The 17,598-nt window shown below is 67.8% G+C and carries 13 protein-coding genes; 8 read left to right on the top strand and 5 right to left on the bottom strand.

All coding sequences use genetic code 11. The features are described 5' to 3' along the window. Positions 1 to 18 precede the first annotated feature (18 nt). The 3 genes from ACXJLH_RS15530 to ACXJLH_RS15540 form a co-directional block, all read right to left on the bottom strand. The gene (locus ACXJLH_RS15530) at positions 19 to 1,290 is read right to left on the bottom strand and encodes a Glu/Leu/Phe/Val family dehydrogenase (protein ID WP_457353454.1); all 1,272 of its coding nucleotides are present in this window, start codon (positions 1,288 to 1,290) and stop codon (positions 19 to 21) included. Between the two features lie 202 nt (positions 1,291 to 1,492). Further along, the gene (locus ACXJLH_RS15535; RefSeq protein WP_457445055.1) at positions 1,493 to 2,089 is read right to left on the bottom strand and encodes a hypothetical protein; all 597 of its coding nucleotides are present in this window, start codon (positions 2,087 to 2,089) and stop codon (positions 1,493 to 1,495) included. Positions 2,090 to 2,103: 14 nt separating this feature from the next. Continuing rightward, entirely contained in the window at positions 2,104 to 2,715 is a 612-nt protein-coding gene (locus ACXJLH_RS15540; RefSeq protein WP_157280991.1) for a hypothetical protein, read from the bottom strand. Between the two features lie 183 nt (positions 2,716 to 2,898). Between ACXJLH_RS15540 and ACXJLH_RS15545 the strand changes: the two genes are divergently transcribed. Both ACXJLH_RS15545 and ACXJLH_RS15550 read left to right on the top strand, forming a co-directional pair. Then, entirely contained in the window at positions 2,899 to 4,887 is a 1,989-nt protein-coding gene (locus ACXJLH_RS15545; RefSeq protein WP_457388735.1) for a cation:proton antiporter domain-containing protein, read from the top strand. A gap of 115 nt (positions 4,888 to 5,002) precedes the next feature. After that, complete coding sequence (locus tag ACXJLH_RS15550) at positions 5,003 to 6,265, top strand: acyl-CoA dehydrogenase family protein (protein WP_457445057.1); 1,263 nt, start codon at positions 5,003 to 5,005, stop codon at positions 6,263 to 6,265. Between the two features lie 221 nt (positions 6,266 to 6,486). Here the strand turns inward: ACXJLH_RS15550 and ACXJLH_RS15555 are convergent, their stop codons facing one another. Further along, on the bottom strand, positions 6,487 to 7,242 hold the full coding sequence (locus ACXJLH_RS15555; RefSeq protein ID WP_056191212.1) for an esterase/lipase family protein: 756 nt from the start codon (positions 7,240 to 7,242) through the stop codon (positions 6,487 to 6,489). A 178-nt stretch (positions 7,243 to 7,420) separates the two neighbouring features. Here ACXJLH_RS15555 and ACXJLH_RS15560 point away from each other — a divergent pair, with 178 nt between their 5' ends. Both ACXJLH_RS15560 and ACXJLH_RS15565 read left to right on the top strand, forming a co-directional pair. Continuing rightward, on the top strand, positions 7,421 to 7,654 hold the full coding sequence (locus tag ACXJLH_RS15560; RefSeq protein ID WP_056191214.1) for a DUF2805 domain-containing protein: 234 nt from the start codon (positions 7,421 to 7,423) through the stop codon (positions 7,652 to 7,654). Position 7,655: 1 nt separating this feature from the next. Then, positions 7,656 to 8,879 carry an AGE family epimerase/isomerase gene (locus ACXJLH_RS15565; RefSeq protein ID WP_235531767.1) on the top strand — a complete coding sequence of 408 codons (1,224 nt, stop codon included), beginning with the start codon at positions 7,656 to 7,658 and terminating at the stop codon, positions 8,877 to 8,879. A gap of 3 nt (positions 8,880 to 8,882) precedes the next feature. Here ACXJLH_RS15565 and ACXJLH_RS15570 read toward each other — a convergent pair whose 3' ends face one another. Continuing rightward, positions 8,883 to 10,160 carry a peptide MFS transporter gene (locus ACXJLH_RS15570; protein ID WP_457445060.1) on the bottom strand — a complete coding sequence of 426 codons (1,278 nt, stop codon included), beginning with the start codon at positions 10,158 to 10,160 and terminating at the stop codon, positions 8,883 to 8,885. Between the two features lie 248 nt (positions 10,161 to 10,408). Between ACXJLH_RS15570 and ACXJLH_RS15575 the strand changes: the two genes are divergently transcribed. From ACXJLH_RS15575 to ACXJLH_RS15590, 4 genes are all read left to right on the top strand, one after another. Further along, entirely contained in the window at positions 10,409 to 13,051 is a 2,643-nt protein-coding gene (locus ACXJLH_RS15575; protein WP_457445062.1) for a TonB-dependent receptor, read from the top strand. Positions 13,052 to 13,126: 75 nt separating this feature from the next. Then, complete coding sequence (locus tag ACXJLH_RS15580; RefSeq protein WP_457445064.1) at positions 13,127 to 14,080, top strand: glycoside hydrolase family 43 protein; 954 nt, start codon at positions 13,127 to 13,129, stop codon at positions 14,078 to 14,080. Between the two features lie 152 nt (positions 14,081 to 14,232). Then, positions 14,233 to 15,987 (top strand): IlvD/Edd family dehydratase, encoded by a 1,755-nt coding sequence (locus ACXJLH_RS15585; protein ID WP_056191223.1) that lies wholly within the window; start codon positions 14,233 to 14,235, stop codon positions 15,985 to 15,987. 9 nt (positions 15,988 to 15,996) lie between these two features. Next, positions 15,997 to 17,583 (top strand): aldehyde dehydrogenase (NADP(+)), encoded by a 1,587-nt coding sequence (locus ACXJLH_RS15590; RefSeq protein ID WP_056191224.1) that lies wholly within the window; start codon positions 15,997 to 15,999, stop codon positions 17,581 to 17,583. Positions 17,584 to 17,598: the final 15 nt, after the last annotated feature.

Here is a 17,598-nt window from a genome sequence, read left to right on the forward strand (position 1 = left end):
GGCGGGGCCCAGCGCGGATTACGGGTACAGGCCGCGCTCCTCGCGCGCCTGCAGCACCCGCGTGCAGGCCACCGTGAAGGCGGCGGTGCGCAGCGTGATCTTGTGCAGCTCACTGGTTTCCCAGATGTGCTTGAAGGCACCGATCATGATCTTGTCCAGGCGGACATTGATCTCGTCCTCGGTCCAGAAGAAGGACGAAAAGTCCTGCACCCACTCGAAATAGGACACCGTCACGCCACCGGCGTTGGCAATCACGTCGGGCACAACGACGATGCCGCGGTCGGCCAGCACGGCCTCGCCGTCCGGCGTGGTCGGGCCGTTGGCGCCTTCCAGCACCAGGCGGGTCTTGATGCGCTTGGCGCGCTCGGCCGTGATCTGGCCTTCCAGAGCGGCCGGGATCAGCACATCGCTGGCCACGTCCCAGAAGTTCTCGTCGCTGATCTTGTCGGCACCGGCAAAGCCCGCCACACCCTTGTAGGCGGCCACGTGGTCGAGCAGGCTCTGCATGTCAAAGCCGTTCTCGTTTAGGATGGTGCCGGTGTGGTCCTGCACGCAGACGACCTTGGCGCCATTGGCGGCGAACAGCTTGGCGGCGATGGAGCCGACGTTGCCGAAGCCCTGCACCGCGATGCGCGCGCCTTCCAGCGGCTGGCCCAGGCGGCGCATCGCTTCGCGGCCGACGACGAAGACGCCGCGGCCGGTGGCGGCCACGCGGCCGAGGGAACCACCCAGCTCGATGGGCTTGCCGGTGACGACGCCGGTCGCCGTGGCGCCGGTGTTCATCGAATAGGTGTCCATCATCCAGGCCATGATCTGGCCGTTGGTGTTGACGTCCGGCGCCGGGATGTCCTGCTGCGGGCCGATGATGATGCCGATCTCGCTGGTGTAGCGGCGCGTCATCTTCTCCAGCTCCTTGAGGCTCAGCAGCTTGGGGTCGACGCGGATGCCGCCCTTGGCGCCGCCATAGGGCAGGTTCACCGCGGCGTTCTTGATCGTCATCCAGGCCGACAGGGCCATCACTTCTTCGAGCGTGACGTCGGGGTGGTAGCGCACACCGCCCTTGCCCGGGCCGCGCGTCAGGCTGTGCTGCACGCGGTAGCCCTCGAAATGGGCGATGCTGCCGTTGTCCATCTCGATGGGGATGTCGACGATCAGCGCGCGCTTGGGGCGGCGCAGCGTCTCGACCCAGCGGGCCAGGCCGCCGAGGTAGGGCTCGACCGCATCGATCTGCGACAGATAGGTTCCCCACGGGCTGTTTCGCGTCGGCGAAACAAAGGACAGGTTGGGCATGAAACGCTCCGTAACTTTGAGTGGGCCGAACGGTAGCGCGAAGCTCCGGTCCCTCGGCGGCGCTTGTCTAGCCAAGTCCGTATGCGCCCATGCATGCAATGCATGGCAACGGTTTCGGGTGCCGGATTTCACGGCGGCGTACCGCGTCGGGCAACAAAAAAACCCGGCCTGGGGCCGGGTTCAAAGGACGGGCGCAGCGACCCTATTGGGTGGCCAGTGCGCGCTTGAAGTCGGCGTCGTCGAACAGTTTGCCGACCAGGGTCTTGTAGAGCGCGCCGTATTGGTTGATGGCTGCCGGCAGGGCGATCGCGCCAACGAAGGACGATTCCCAGGTGGACTCGGCAATCACTTCCTTGTCGAACACCGTCTTGCCTTCGCGCTTGATCTGGATCTTGGCGGCCAGCCGTCCCTTGCCGGTGCTCATGCCGGCATCGACCATGCTGTCGGTCAACTGGCCTTCGATGACGATCTTGGACTTCGAGTCCAGCAGGCCTGCGGCCGTCAGCTCAGCGGCGATCTCATCGCGCAACTGGCCCGCGAAGCTGCCGCCTGCCGGGCTGAGCGACGAGCCACGCAGGCCGCCCAGTGTGGTGTCCATCTCGGCCGGTTTGCCGGCGGCGAGCTTGAAGCTGCCGACCTGGGCGGGCACGAGCTTGGTGGCGCGCAGCTTTTCGGCGTTGGCGGCGCTGGGCGCCGGGGCGGGCATTTTCACGGACGCACAGCCCGTCAACGCGGCCAGCAAGACGACCAGGGTCAGGCGCTGCGTGGTGGCCCGGGAGGAGAGCAAGGCATGGATCATGGTTCGGTCGTCCTTCACTTGAAGCTGGGGTCTTGGGAAATGTCGTTCAGCACGTTGCTGACAACCTGGTTGGTCATCTGGAACGCTGCTTCCTGAAGGTTGGGCATCTTGGTGGCATTGCCCGGTGTCGCGGCCGCGCCCATGGTCGTGTGGATGGCGTGACGTGCCTGCTTGACGACGGGTGCGGCGTCGCCCGACGCCCGGTAGGTGGCCGTGCAGATGTAGCCGTCCGACACTTGCGAGCCGGCGAGGCCGAAGGTCAGTCCGGTCACGAATCCCTTGGAGAAGGCGTTGTCGGTCAGCGGCACGTTGTTCAGCGTGATGCTGAGGACGGCCCCATTGGGCACGGCGGCACTGCCCACTTCACTGAACATGCCGCTGGCCTTCACCTGGGCAGAGACGCGATCACGCAGCATGGCCGTGGCCTGCGCGTTGGCCACCCCCTTGGTCTGGAAGTCGAACAGCACCTGCACCGGCGCTGGAGCCGGCGGCTTCTTGAACTGCGCCGCTGCAATTTCCTTGGTGCTGCCGTCCAGATAGGCGCTGGCGCAGCCTCCCAACAAGGCCGTGGCGGCCAGCAGCGTGCCGAGCGCAGCTCGCCGCGCCCATTCCTTCAACGTAAACATGAGATCTCCCTGTTGCATCACACGCGCCGCTCTTCGACGGCGCGAACCGGTGTCGCCGGGTCGTCTTTGCCGGGGTGTGAGCCCGCGGCGACCTGGGCGGCGCGAACTATAGGGACGTACCGCGCCGTTGCCGGTCCGAACTATCCCCAGTCAGCGAGCGAAGGTGACGAATACCATCCGCGGGTGACCTCCCTCGACCTCGCCCTGCTCTATCTCGTGGCCGCCGTGCTGGGGGTGGTCGCCTGCCGCCTGCTGAAACTGCCGCCCATGCTGGGCTATCTGGCCGTCGGCGTGTTGATCGGGCCGAACGCCCTGGCTTTTGCCCACGATTCCGCCAGCATCCAGTACCTGGCCGAGTTCGGCGTCGTCTTCCTGATGTTCGCCATCGGGCTGGAATTCAACCTGCCCAAGCTGCGCGCGCTGAGGACGGCCGTCTTCGGCATCGGCATGGCGCAGGTGGCGCTGACCATTGCCGGCGCCATGCTCGGCAATGCGCTGCTGATCGCCGGCTTCGCGATGCTGGGCAGCGCCTGGCAGATGGGTTGGCAGGGGGCTCTGGTGCTGGGCTCGGCGATGGCCATGAGCTCGACGGCCATCATCGTCAAGCTGATGGCCGAGCGGCTGGAGCTGGAGAGTCCGCACGGCAAGCTCGTCATGGGCGTGCTGCTGTTCCAGGATCTGGCCGTCGTGCCGCTGCTGGTGCTGATCCCGGCGCTGAACAGCACCGGCAGCGAGATGATGAGCGCGCTGGCCTGGGCCGGGCTGAAGGCCGCGGCCCTGCTGACCCTGCTGCTCTACGGCGGCCAGAAGGTGATGCGCTGGTGGCTGACGCTGGTGGCGCGGCGCAAGAGCGACGAGCTCTTCATGCTCAACCTGCTGCTGGTCACGCTCGGCCTGGCCTGGCTGACCGAGCATTTCGGACTCAGCCTGGCCCTGGGCGCATTTGTGGCCGGCATGCTGATCTCGGAGACCGAGTACCGCCACCAGGTGGAGACCGACATCCGGCCCTTCCACGACGTGCTGCTGGGCCTGTTCTTCATCACCATCGGCATGAAGCTGGACTGGCGGCCGCTGGTGGACACCTGGTGGCTGGTCATCCTGCTCACCCTGGCGCCGGTGGCGGCCAAGTTCGCGCTGATCGCCGGCCTGGCCCGCCTGTTCAAGTCACCGCCGGGCGTTGCGCTGCGCACGGGCCTGTACCTCGCCCAGGCCGGCGAATTCGGCTTCGTGCTGCTGACGCTTGGAACGCAGCACGGCCTGGTGGCGCAGCAATGGGTCAGCCCGGTGCTGGCCAGCATGGTGCTGTCCATGCTGGGTACGCCCATCCTCGTCATGTACAGCAACCGCATCGTCATGAAGCTGTCCAGCAGCGACTGGCTGATGCAGTCGGTGCAGCTGACGATGATCGCCAAGAAGTCCATCCAGTCCGAGGCCCACGTCATCATTTGCGGCTACGGCCGCTCGGGCCAGAACCTGGCGCGGCTGCTGGAGGGAGAACACATTCCCTATATGGCCCTGGACCTGGACCCGGACCGCGTGCGCCAGGCCGCGGCGGCGGGCCAGAGCGTCGTCTTCGGCGACGCGGCCAAGGTCCAGAGCCTGATGGCCGCGGGCCTGGCGCGCGCCAGCGCGGTCGTCGTCAGCTACCACGACACGCCGTCGGCACTGAAGATCCTCGACCTCGTGCGAGCCCACGCGCCCAGGGTGCCGGTCGTCGTGCGCACCATCGACGACACCGACCTCGAGCGGCTCAAGACCGCCGGCGCCACCGAGGTCGTGCCCGAGGCCATCGAGGGCTCGCTGATGCTGGCCTCGCATGCGCTGGCATTGGTGGGGGTGCCGATGCGCCGCGTCATCCGCATCACGCGCGATGCGCGCGACAAGCGTTATGGCCTGTTGCGCGGCTATTTCCACGGCGCCGACGACGACACCGCCGACGAGCTCGACCAGGCCCGCCTGGCGTCGGTGACGCTGCCCACCGCCAGCCTGCATGCCGGCAAGTTGCTGGACGACCTGGCCCTGCACGCCCTGGGTGTCGCCGTGGTGTCACTTCGACGCGCCAACGGCAAAGGCCTGCTTGCTGACGGCGCGACGCTGGCCAGTGGTGACACCCTGGTCATCAGCGGCAAGCCGGAGGCCTTGGCGCTGGCCGAAGAGAAGCTGCTGGGCTAGGGCCTGGCAACGCGACCCATTGCCGCGCCATTGCCAGGCTCTGCCACCTGAGTGACAAGCGCCCGCGGGTCGCTGGGCCACACTGGCGCACCCCGCACTCGAAAGAAGCCGCGCCATGAACTTCGACTACAGCCCCAAGGTCGCGCAGATGCGTGAGCGCCTGCTTGCCTTCTTCGACGAGCACATCTATCCGAACGAGAAGCGCTATCTCGACGAGGTGGCTGCCAACCGTCGCGCCGGCAATCCCTGGGTGCCTACGAAGGTTATCGAGGAGCTCAAGCCCAAGGCCCGCGCGGCCGGTTTGTGGAACCTCTTCCTGCCCAAGTCCGCCCGCGCGCCCGAGGGCCTGTCCAACCTCGAATATGCGCCGCTGTGCGAGATCATGGGCCGCGTGTTCTGGGCGCCCGAGGTCTTCAACTGCTCGGCACCTGACACCGGCAACATGGAGACGCTGGAGCGCTATGCGTCCGAGGGGCTGAAGGACAAATGGCTGGAGCCGCTGCTGCGCGGCGAGATCCGCTCGGCCTTCCTGATGACCGAGCCGGCCGTGGCTTCGAGCGACGCCACCAACATCGAATGCCGCATAGAGCGTGATGGAGATGACTACGTCATCAACGGCCGCAAGTGGTGGAGCTCCGGTGCTGGCGACCCGCGCTGTGCCGTCTACATCGTCATGGGCAAGACCAACGAAGAGGCCGGCCGCCACGAGCAGCAGTCCATGATCGTCGTGCCGGCGAACGCGCCGGGCATCACGGTGGTCCGTCCGCTGTCCGTGTTCGGCTATGACGACGCGCCCCACGGCCACATGGAAGTCGAGCTGAAGAATGTGCGCGTGCCCGCCAGCAACATCCTGCTCGGCGAGGGCCGTGGCTTCGAGATCGCGCAGGGGCGCCTGGGCCCGGGCCGCATCCACCACTGCATGCGCAGCATCGGCGCCGCCGAGCGCGCCCTGCAGCTGCTGTGCGAACGCGCCATCGCCCGCACGGCCTTTGGCAAGACGATTGCCCAGCAGACCGTCACGCAGGAGCGCATCGCCGAGTCGCGCTGCATAATCGAACAGGCGCGCCTGTTGACGCTGAAAGCCGCCTACATGATGGACACGGTGGGCAACAAGGTCGCCAAGGCCGAGATCGCGATGATCAAGATCGTCGCGCCCAACATGGCCTTGCAGGTCATCGACTGGGCCATCCAGGTGTTCGGCGGCATGGGCGTCAGCGACGACACGCCGCTGGCCATGATGTGGGCACACCAGCGCACGCTGCGCCTGGCCGATGGCCCGGACGAGGTGCACCGCAATTCGCTCGCCAAGCTGGAGCTGGCCAGCCACATGAAGCTGCCGGCCGACAGGGTCTCGATGCCGGTGACGCGCGGCGGCTGACCGTTAGCCCCTCGTCCAGTCCGCCTCGCTGAACGCGGGCGCCCTGGTCGGTCTTGCAGACCGCGCCGCGGCAGGTGCCGCAGCTCTTCGGCAGGCACATCCCGCCCACTGGGCGCGATGTGTCCGGCCTCAGCCCCGAGGGCACGGCGATGCTCGCGGCATCGAGCCGCGAGCACATCGCCAGCGCGGCTAGGGAGCGGCCCGGCGCTCGGCCCGCGAACTCAGGTGGTCTGGCGGCGGCAGCCCAGGACGCCCGTCACGTGGTTCAGCACCTCGGGCGCCCAGCCCATGCCCATATGGCTGGCCTGCACCTCGATGTCTCGCGCCAGCGGCCAGCGGCGCGCGTGCGTGCAGGCTTCCCACGAGACGACACCGTCGCGGCGGCTGTACAGCGAGATCGTCGGCACCGGCGGCGGCTCCGCCAGGCGCTCGCGCAGCGCCGCCTCGGCGGGGGCCTCGCGCCCGTTCAGCAGGCGGAACAGCCAGCCCACGTTGGTGTCGTCGACGCTGCCATTGAAGGGCGTGCCGATGGTGACGACGTGGTGCACGCGGTCGTGCCAGCGCTTGGCCAGCTCGCGCGCATAGAAGCCGCCCAGGCTCCAGCCCACGAAGCTGACCTCGCGTGCCGGCGCCACGCGCTCGTGCAGCTTGTCGGCCAACGTCTCCAGCCAGGCATCGACGTCGCCCTTGGGCCCGGTGTTCATGCCCTGCCCCCAGTCCAGCGCCCGAAAGCCGGCGCGCTCCAGATGCCGGCGCAGCGGCCACAGCGTCAGGCCGTCCGTTCCCAGGCCCGGGAACAGCACCACGGTATGGCCGGCGCCGACCTGGCTGGGCGTCTTGCCCCACTGCATCAACGCGGCCCAGGCTTCCAGCGTGGCGCGCGCCGGCTCGGAGGCCAGCAGTGACAGGGCGGGCCGCCGGTTGGGTGCGGCGACGGGCTTGGGTGTCAGGGTCACGACGGGAGTGGAAGAGGTCATGGCTGTAGCGGCGTGAGCCGATGGGTCAGTCAATGGCCCCGATGCTGGCGTGCCGCACCGAGGCGTGGTGCCAGCGCGACGGCACAGGCGCTGTAGGACGGCACTGGCCGCTTGGGCGAAGGGCCCCACCCCCGCATTGGCGGGGTGAGCCCGGTGCTTCGGCTGACAGAATGCGAGCATGGCCAAGCCCGCACCCAAGCTCAATCCAGAAGAAGTCAAGCGTGTCATCGCCACCGCGTTCGAGGACACACCGCCCTACACCAAGGTGTTGCTGATGCATGGCATCGGGCATGGCGAGCTGGTGGCCCTGCTCAAGCGCGAGCTGACGCCGGCGGCCTACAAGCTCTGGACCGCGCGCGGCAGGTCGAGCAAGGGACCGACCAAGCGGGCCACCTGGCCCCATGGTCGTTGACGTGAAGCTCGACCGCCGGTCTGTCCTCGCGCTGCTCGCCGCCCTGGCCGCCTGCAGCGACCCGGATGCGCGCATCCGCAACCGCATCGATACCGGCTGGCACCGGGACGATCTTGAGGCCCTGCTGCTGCACTGGCATGGTCATGCGCTGCGGCCCGACGGCAGCTTCCAGCTGGCCTTCAACCGCGCCTGGCAGCCCCAGCCCCAGCCGGAACTCGAGCTGATCGGCCAGGCCCGCCTCGTCTACGCCTTCGCCGCTGGCCATGAGTTCATCCCAGATGCGGGTTATCTCAAGGTGGCCCGGCGGGGCGCCGACTATCTGTTGCAGCGCTTCCGCGACCCGGTGCATGGCGGCTTCTTCCACACCGTGGGAGCGGACGGCATCCCGCGCGCCTCGATCAAGCGCGCCTACGGCCATGCCTTTGCGTTGCTGGCGCTGGCCGAGATCTACCGCATTGGAGGCGATGTGCGCTATCGCGATGCGGCCCTGCAGGCCTGGCGCGAGATCGAACTCAACTTCTTCGAGCCGGCCGGTGGCCTCTACAACGAATGCGAGCGTGACTTCAAGCCCATTCCGGGCGCGCGCACGCAGAACCCGATCATGCACATGTTCGAGGCGCTGCTGGCCCTGCGCGATGCCACCGGCGACAAGACCGTCGAGGCCGGAGCCCGGCGCCTGGGCGACTTCGTCGCCTACAAGCTGCTGCAAGGACAGGCCGAGGGCAGCGCCCACATCCCCGAGTGGTACGACGAGGGCTGGAAGCCCTTGCCGACGCGGGAAGCCGGCGGCTATATCGACATCGGCCACCAGTTCGAATGGAGCCATCTGCTGATGAAGGGCGCGCTGGTGTCGCCCATCTATGCCCAGGTGGCCGAGCGGGTGCTCGCCTATGCGCTGGCCACCGGCTATGACGACATCGACGGCGGCTGCGGCCTGAAAGCCTTCCCGGACGGGGGCAAGGCCGACGCGCACAAGGGCTGGTGGCAGCAGGCCGAATGCCTGCATGCCCTGCTCGTCGCGGGCCAGGCCACGGGCCGCAACGACCTGTGGCGGCGCTACGAGCAGACGCAGGGGCTGATCAAGACCCAGCTCATCGACGCCGAGCATGGCGGCTGGCGCGCGGCCGATGCCCTGCCCTGCAAGAGCGGCGGCTGCCGTGATGCGCAGCCCGATCCCTATCACATGGTGCGCCTGCACCAGGCGGCGCTCAAGGTCGCCAGCTGACGCTCAGCCCGGGCGCAGGTCGCCCATGCCGGCGTATCGCCGCAGTGCGCCGGACGCCGAGATCAGCAGCAGGCCCCCGGCGATGCCGATGGCGGTCACCACCCCGTAGAGCGACAGCCCCGTCGGCAGCAGCCAGCCATAGAGCTGGCCGGCCAGCAGGCCGGCCGTGGCCTTGGCCAGCATCCAGGCGCCCATCAACGTGGCCGCCCAGCCGGCTGGCGCATACCGTGACACCACGGCCAGCCCGATGGGCACGACCAGCAGCTCGGCCAGCGTCTGCACGCCGATGACGCCGACCATCATCCAGGCCGGAATGACCTCGCCCTGCGCGGCGCGGCTCTGCAGCACCTGCAACAGCATGAAGCTCAGGCCCAGCACCAGCATGCCAAGGCCCTGCACGCGGAACTCGGGCCAGCCCAGCCGCGAAAGCAGGCGCGCTGACAGCGGCGCCAGCAGGATGACGAGCAGGGGGTTCACGGCCAGGAACTGCGCGGCGGTCAGCTCGATGCCGAGGAATTGCGGCGAGACGTGGTCGCGCACGAACAGCGTCATCGCGCCAGCCGCCTGTTCGTAGCCGATGTAAAAGCAGATGGCCACCAGCGACATCAGCAAGATGACCTGGATGCGGCGCCGCGCCTGCGCATCAGTCCAGGCCGCGCGTGCCGGCTCGGGCGCTGGCGCAGCCACAGGCGGCAACCAGCGCCAGCCGGCCATGAAAACCACGACGCCGACGGCCATGCCCACCGCGGCAGACATGAATCCATATCCCCAGCCGTGGCGCTGCGCCAGATACCCACCGATCAGCGCAGACAGGGCCGCGCCGATATTGATGCCCATATAGAACACCGTATACCCACCCTGGCGCCGCGCGTCGTCTGGCAGATATAGCGCGCCGACCATGGCCGTCGTGGTGGGTTTGAAAAGGCCGGTGCCCACCGCCAGCAAACCCAGGCCCAGGGTGACGGGCTGGCCCGCGCCGAGAGCCACATGGCCGGCCATCATCATCAGCATGCCCAGCAGCACCGCGCGACGCTGGCCCAGGAGGCGGTCCGCCAGCCAGCCGCCGAAGATGGCGCAGAAGAACGCCGAGCCGGTATACATGCCGACGACCGAAACCGCGTCGGCCCGCGAATATTGCAAAGCCTCTACCAGATACAGCACCAGCAGCGAGCGAACGCCGTAGAAACTGAATCGCTCCCACATTTCAGCGCCGGCGAGCACAAACAGGCCGAACGGTTGGCGGAGGTTTGCAGTGGGTGGTGAAATAACCTCGGCGGACATGGATCAAGGCTTTGGAGCGGCGGTTTTAGATAATAGGGGCGCGCCTTCACCTGGCCGTCAGGGCCATTGCAACCTTACTGGTAAATACCCGCGGTAACGATGCGAAAAACAGCATCGAGAAGTCCAAAAATGTGATTAGTCGCGAATCGGTCGGGCCCCTAGCATGATTTCAGACCCGAGCCACCGGCCCCCGAGAGGCCGACGCTGCCAGGGTTGGATCTGCACCCATAACGATTTCCGGAGACAAGATGAAGCAACAAGGCCTGGCGCCGCGGCATGCGCGTGCCCATTTCCAGAATTTCCCGAGCTTTGCCCTGAGCCTGACGGCCGCCGCCGCGCTGGCCGCCCTGTCCGGCAGCGCGCTGGCGCAGCAGGCCGCTGCGGCCGCTGCCGACCAGCAGCTGGAGACCGTCGTCGTCACCGGCGCCCGCGCCTCGGCCGAGACGGCGCAGGCCATCAAGAAGAATTCCGACCAGGTCGTCGACTCCATCGTCGCCGAGGACATCGGCAAGTTCCCCGACAAGAACGTGGCCGAGCTGGTCGGCCGCGTCACCGGCGTGCAGATCCAGCGCGGCAACGGCGAGGCCGGCACGGTCATCGTGCGCGGCTTGGGCGGCATCGTCACGCTGCTGAACGGCCGCGAGTTCTTCTCGGACTCGGGCCGCAGCCTCTATCTGGCCGACGTGCCGGCGACGATGCTCAAGCGCATTGACGTCTACAAGACCCAGGAAGCCAGCCTGCCCGAAGGCGGCACGGCCGGCGTCATCGACGTGCGCACCAACCGCCCCTTCGACTTCAAGGGCGCGCAGTTCGTCGTCAACGGCCGCATGGAGCACCGCGACAAGGCCGACGTCAACAACCCTGACCTGAGCGGCATGGCCTCCAACCGCTGGAAGACCGACCTCGGTGAGGTTGGCGCCCTGTTCGGCCTGTCCTACCAGCGCGGCAAGTACCACGATGAGCGCGCATGGGTCGGCGACCCGCTGACCTTCACGAACGCCGGCCGCAGCATTGTCGGCTCCGACGCCGTCGGCCGCGTGCTCGACCTGGGCGACCGCAAGCGCCTGGCCGGCAACTTCGCGCTGCAGTGGAAGCCGAGCGCCGACAAGGAGGTCTATCTGGAAGGCTTCGGCACCAGCATCAACCACCGCTTCCAGCAGTCCTTCCTGGTGGCCGGTGCGCCGGTCTTCGAGCCGACCTCGGTGGTGACCGTCAAGCCCGGCACCAACTTCATGGACACGGTCACCAACACCAACTACAACGGTTGGGGCTTCACTTCCACGCAGGCCAAGCACGACACGGTCAGCAATGCCCAGGTGGCCCTGGGCGGCCACTGGGACGTGACCGACCGCCTGCGCCTGTCCACCGAGCTGGCCCGCACCAACAGCCAGATCGACTGGGTCAACCGCATCCTGGACACCGGCTACTCGCCCACCAGCACGGTGGCCAAGGTGCAGGACGGCGGCGGCTACATCAACTACCCCAACCTGGACTTGACCAGCAAGGCCAACTTCCGCATCAACGGCGGCGTGGATGTGCGCGGCGAGCGCGACGGCCACAACACCGACTGGCGCGGCGACGCGACCTATGACATCGGCGACGGCTTCTTCCGCGAGGTCAGCGGCGGCGCACGCCTGGCCAAGCGCACGGCCATGTCCATCGGCACCACCATGCCCTGGACGACCAGCTTCTCGGCCGTGGGCAAGTCGACGGCCGATGCCGCGCTGGCGGACATGTTCTCGGTGTCGCCGCCCACCTGGGGCGACTACGGCGTCAAGCAATACGTCTATGCCGACCGCGACTGGCTGCTGAACAACGGCGAAGCCTTCCGCAAGCTGCTGACCAACGGCAACGGCGCGCTGACGGCCTATGACCCGATGACGCTGTTCGACGACAGCGAGACGACCCAGGCGATCTACGGCCGCACCAAGTTCGGCTTCAACGCCGGCGGTGTGCCGGTGACCGGCGTGTTCGGCCTGCGTGTCGTGCGCACCGAGCAGCAGCTGATGGGCAACTCCCGCAATGCCAGCACCGGCGTCATCACGCCGGTCAACATCGACACCTCGCGCACCGACGCGCTGCCGACGCTGTCGCTGAAGGCCGAGCTGACGTCCAAGCTGATCGCCCGCCTGGTGACCGGCAAGGCCATCGAGCGCCCGAACTTCGTCGACTACAACCCCGGCATCACTTTCACGCCCCCGGGCGGCGGCGTCACCTACGGCACGGCCAACGGCGGCAACCCGCAGCTCAAACCGACCGAGTCCACCAATGTGGACGCGGCGCTGGAGTACTACTTCGCCCGCACCGGCTCGGTGACGGCCACGGCTTTCGAGCACAAGTTCAAGAACCGTGTGTACTCGCAGACGGTCGAGACGACGATCGGTGGCGTGCCTTACCGCATCACGCAGCCGATCAACATCAACAAGGCCAATCTGCACGGCTACGAGCTGAGCTACCGCCAGTTCTACGACTTCCTGCCCGGCTGGCTTGGCGGCTTCGGTCTGGAGGCCAACTACACCTTCATGACCGGCAAGCAGACCGACCCGAACGGCGTGGTCGGCCCCTTCCTGGGCCAGTCCAAGTCGGCCTACAACCTGGTCGGCTTGTACGAGTACGGTGACATTTACGCCCGCCTGGCCTACAACTGGCGCAGCAAGTTCCTGGCCGAGAAGCCTTACCGCACGACGGGCCGTGAGTTGTGGGTGGCGCCGCTGCGCACGCTGGACGCCTCGTTCGGCTACAGCTTCAACAAGCAGCTGACGATGTCGGTGGATGTCACCAACCTGCTCAACCAGTCCTATCACGACTACTTCGACCAGACCCCGTCGCTGGTGCGCGACGTGCGCTACTACGACCGCACGGTGGGGGTGTCGGTGCGCTGGAAGCTTTGAACCCGACGACCCTCGGCTCGTCCAGGGCGTTGCAGGCGCCTCGCCGGTAACGCCCCTTTTTATGCCGCCGTACCCATGTCTGACCTGCTTGAACCGCTGATCCGCCAGCGCGCCGATCCCCACATCAGCCGCCACGCCGACGGCTTCTACTACTTCACCGCGTCGGTGCCGCAGTACGACCGCGTCGAGATCCGCCGTGCCCTCACCATCGAGGCCCTGGTGGACGCGCCGGTCTTCGACGTCTGGCACAAGCCCGACGCGGGGCCGTATTCAGAGCTGGTCTGGGCGCCCGAGCTGCATTTCAACGACGGCGCCTGGTATGTCTACTTCGCGGCGGCACCGACCCGGGCGCTGGATCACCTGGGCATGTTCCAGCACCGCATGTACGCGATCCGCAACCAGGCCAGGGACCCGCTCGGCGGCACCTGGGAGTTCATGGGCCAGGTCGATAGCGGCATCGACAGCTTCTGCCTGGACGCGACCACCTTCACGCACCGCGGCCAGCTCTATTACCTGTGGGCGCAGAAGGACCCGGCCATCCCGGGCAATTCCAATCTCTATATCGCGCCGATGAGGACGCCCTGGCAACTGGGCGGCGCGCCGGTGTTGTTGAGCCGGCCCGAATACGACTGGGAGTGCCGCGGCTTCCTGGTCAACGAAGGGCCGTCGGTGCTGCAGCGAAACGGCCGTGTCTTCATCAGCTACTCGGCCAGCGCCACCGACGAGAACTACGCCATGGGCCTGCTGTGGGCGGACGACGGCGCCGACCCGCTGGACCCGGCGAGCTGGCGCAAGTCCGTCCAGCCGGTCATGCGCAGTTGCGCCGAGGACAGCGTCTTCGGCCCTGGCCACAACAGCTTCACGACGGGCCGGGACCCCGACGAGGTGCTGCTGGTCTATCACGCCCGCACCTACACCGAGATCGTCGGCGACCCGCTGTGGAACCCCGACCGGCACAGTTTCGTGAAGCCGCTGCGGTGGTCGGCCGACGGCATGCCGCTGTTTGGCAAGCCTTCCCGGCTTGATTGATGCCGGTTTCGATATCGATACGTTGTGGAATTTGATTGGATCGCGTATCCCTCGGCCCCTAGCATCGTTTGACGGGCTGCCCGCGTCTGCATGGCGCAGCCAGCTCCATGAAGCGGCAAACCTGCGTGCCGGGAACGACATCGAGACAACACATGACGACTGACGACAAGAAGAGCAAGGTCAAGCTACGCTCCGCCGAGTGGTTCGGCACCCAGGACAAGAACGGTTTCATGTACCGCTCCTGGATGAAGAACCAGGGCATCCCCGACCATGAATTCCAGGGCAAGCCCATCATCGGCATCTGCAACACCTGGAGCGAGCTGACCCCCTGCAACGCCCACTTCCGCAAGCTGGCCGAGCACGTCAAGCGCGGCATCCTGGAGGCGGGCGGCTTCCCGGTCGAGTTCCCGGTGTTCTCCAACGGCGAGAGCAATCTGCGCCCGACCGCCATGCTGACGCGCAACCTCGCCAGCATGGACGTCGAAGAAAGCATCCGCGGCAACCCGATGGACGCCGTCGTGCTGCTGGTGGGCTGCGACAAGACCACGCCCGCCCTGCTGATGGGCGCGGCCAGCGTCGACGTGCCGGCCATCGTCGTCACCGGCGGCCCCATGCTCAACGGCAAGCTCAAGGGCAAGAACATCGGCTCGGGCACGGCCGTGTGGCAGTTGCACGAGCAGGTCAAGGCCGGCGAACTCAGCATGCACGATTTCATGGCTGCCGAGGCCGGCCACTCGCGTTCGGCCGGCACCTGCAACACCATGGGCACGGCCTCGACGATGGCCTGCATGGCCGAGGCGCTGGGCACGTCCCTGCCGCACAACGCCGCGATTCCCGCCGTTGATGCACGGCGCTATGTGCTGGCCCATCTGTCGGGCATGCGCATCGTCGAGATGGTGTGGGAGCAGCTGACACTGTCCAAGGTGCTGACGAAAGAGGCGTTCGAGAACGCCATCCGTGTCAACGCCGCCATCGGCGGCTCGACCAACGCCGTCATCCACCTGAAAGCCATTGCCGGGCGCATCGGCGTGGACCTGGAGCTGGAAGACTGGACCCGCGTCGGCCGCGGCACGCCCACTGTCGTGGACCTGCTGCCTTCGGGCCGCTTCCTGATGGAAGAGTTCTATTACGCCGGCGGCCTGCCCGCCGTCATCCGCCGCCTGGGCGAGGGCGGCCTGCTGCCGAACAAGGACGCGTTGACCGTCAACGGCAAGAGCCTGTGGACCAACTGCGTCGACGCGCCCATCTACGACGACGAAGTCATCCGCCAGCTCGACAACCCGCTGATCGCCGATGGTGGCATCTGCATCCTGCGCGGCAACCTGGCGCCGCGCGGTGCCGTGCTCAAGCCCTCGGCCGCCACGCCCGAGCTGATGAAGCACCGCGGCCGTGCCGTCGTGTTCGAGAACTTCGAGGACTACAAGGCGCGCATCGTCGATCCCGACTTGGACGTCGACGCCAGTTCCATCCTCGTCATGAAGAACTGCGGCCCCAAGGGCTACCCCGGCATGGCCGAGGTTGGCAACATGGGTCTGCCGCCCAAGCTGCTGGCCGCCGGCGTGAAGGACATGGTGCGCATCTCCGACGCGCGCATGAGCGGCACCGCCTACGGCACCGTCGTGCTGCACGTCGCGCCCGAAGCGCGCGCCGGTGGGCCGCTGGCCGTCGTCAAGGAAGGCGATTTCATCGAGCTGGACTGCGCTGGCGGCCGCCTGCACCTGGACGTGCCCGAGGCCGAACTGGCCGAGCGCCTGGCTGCTTGGGCCGCGGCACAGACCGTCGACCCCCAGGACGCCAGTGGCTACCGCAGCCTCTATGTGCAGCACGTGCTGCAGGCCGACGAAGGCTGCGACTTCGACTTCCTGCTCGGCAAGCGCGGCTCGGCCGTGCCGCGCCATTCCCATTAAGGACTCCTCATGAGCAACACCCTCCAAGGCCTGGCGCTGATCGGCGGCCAGCCGGTGCGCGGCGCGGGCAAGCCCTTCCAGGCTTTCGACCCCAGCAAGAACGAAGCCATCGGCCCTGACTTCAACGCCGTCGATGCCGCGCAGGTGTCCGAAGCCTGCGCGCTCGCCGGCGCCGCCTTCGACGCCTACCGCGCGACGACGGATCAGGAGCGTGCCGATTTCCTGGAGCAGATCGCCGCGCAGATCCTGGCGCTGGGCGACGACCTGATCGTGCGCGCCATGGCCGAGACCGGCCTGCCGCGTGCCCGCCTGGAAGGCGAGCGTGGCCGCACGATGAACCAGCTCAAGCTGTTCGCCGAGCTGCTGCGCGAAGGCAGCTGGCAGGACGCCCGCATCGACACGGCGCTGCCCACCCGCACACCGCCGCGGCCGGACCTGCGCCTGCGCTTCGTCGGCGTCGGCCCGGTGGCCGTATTCGGCGCCAGCAACTTCCCGCTGGCCTTCTCGGTCGCCGGTGGCGACACCGCCGCGGCCCTGGCCGCCGGCTGCCCGGTCGTCGTCAAGGCGCACTCGGCCCACCCGGGCACGTCCGAGCTGGTCGGCCGCGCGGTCGTCGAGGCGGTCAAGCTGTCCAACCTGCCCGCCGGCGTCTTCGCGCTGCTGACCGGCAGCGGCCACGGCATCGGCGACACGCTGGTGCGCCACCCGGCTATCCAGGCTGTCGGCTTCACCGGCTCGCGCAGCGGTGGCATCGCGCTGATGGCCGCGGCGGCTTCGCGGCCCCAGCCCATCCCGGTCTACGCCGAGATGAGCAGCATCAACCCCGTCGTCCTGCTGCCTGGCGCGCTAGCCGCGCGCGGCGCCGAGATCGCGACCGGCTTTGCGGGTTCGCTGACGATGGGCGTCGGCCAGTTCTGCACCAACCCTGGCCTGGTGCTGGGCCTGGCCAGCGCGGACTTCGACCGCTTCGCCAGCGCCGCTGCCGAGGCCCTCAAGCCCATGCCGGCCGCCACCATGCTGACTCCCGGCATCGCCGGCGCCTACCAGCGCGGCGAGGACCAGCTTGCCGGCCAGCCTGCCGTGGACACGTTGCTGCGCGGTGAATCGAGTGCCTGCAAGGGTGCGCCCAGCCTGTTCAAGACGACCGGCGCGGCCTTCCTGGCCAACCACGCGATGCAGTCCGAGATCTTCGGCCCCGCCTCGCTGCTGGTGGCCTGCTCGGACCTGGACGAACTGCTCGCCGTCATCGAGAGCCTGGAAGGCCAGCTGACCGCGACGCTGCAGCTGCAGGACGACGACGAGGCCGACCTCGCCGCCGCCCGCCGCCTGCTGCCGGCGCTGGAGCGCAAGGTCGGCCGCATCCTGGCCAATGGCTACCCGACGGGCGTCGAGGTGTCGACGGCCATGGTCCATGGCGGCCCCTTCCCGGCGACCAGCGACGGCCGCAGCAGCTCGGTCGGCACGGCCGCCATCCAGCGCTTCCTGCGCCCGGTCTGCTACCAGAACATGCCGCGCGCGCTGCTGCCGCCGGTGCTGCGCGAACCGAACGAGCGTGGCCTCTGGCGCCGCCGCGACGGCGCGCTGACGCGCAACTGAAGATCAACACAAGAC

It is taken from the genome of Roseateles sp. P5_E4 (genome assembly GCF_054049255.1).

Coding starts and splice junctions, on each gene's coding strand:
- ACXJLH_RS15560 (WP_056191214.1), top strand. CDS start 7,421: ATGGCCAAGCCCGCACCCAAGCTCAATCCAGAAGAAGTCAAGCGTGTC.
- ACXJLH_RS15540 (WP_157280991.1), bottom strand. CDS start 2,715: ATGTTTACGTTGAAGGAATGGGCGCGGCGAGCTGCGCTCGGCACGCTG.
- ACXJLH_RS15550 (WP_457445057.1), top strand. CDS start 5,003: ATGAACTTCGACTACAGCCCCAAGGTCGCGCAGATGCGTGAGCGCCTG.
- ACXJLH_RS15585 (WP_056191223.1), top strand. CDS start 14,233: ATGACGACTGACGACAAGAAGAGCAAGGTCAAGCTACGCTCCGCCGAG.
- ACXJLH_RS15575 (WP_457445062.1), top strand. CDS start 10,409: ATGAAGCAACAAGGCCTGGCGCCGCGGCATGCGCGTGCCCATTTCCAG.
- ACXJLH_RS15590 (WP_056191224.1), top strand. CDS start 15,997: ATGAGCAACACCCTCCAAGGCCTGGCGCTGATCGGCGGCCAGCCGGTG.
- ACXJLH_RS15555 (WP_056191212.1), bottom strand. CDS start 7,242: ATGACCTCTTCCACTCCCGTCGTGACCCTGACACCCAAGCCCGTCGCC.
- ACXJLH_RS15580 (WP_457445064.1), top strand. CDS start 13,127: ATGTCTGACCTGCTTGAACCGCTGATCCGCCAGCGCGCCGATCCCCAC.
- ACXJLH_RS15530 (WP_457353454.1), bottom strand. CDS start 1,290: ATGCCCAACCTGTCCTTTGTTTCGCCGACGCGAAACAGCCCGTGGGGA.
- ACXJLH_RS15570 (WP_457445060.1), bottom strand. CDS start 10,160: ATGTCCGCCGAGGTTATTTCACCACCCACTGCAAACCTCCGCCAACCG.
- ACXJLH_RS15535 (WP_457445055.1), bottom strand. CDS start 2,089: ATGATCCATGCCTTGCTCTCCTCCCGGGCCACCACGCAGCGCCTGACC.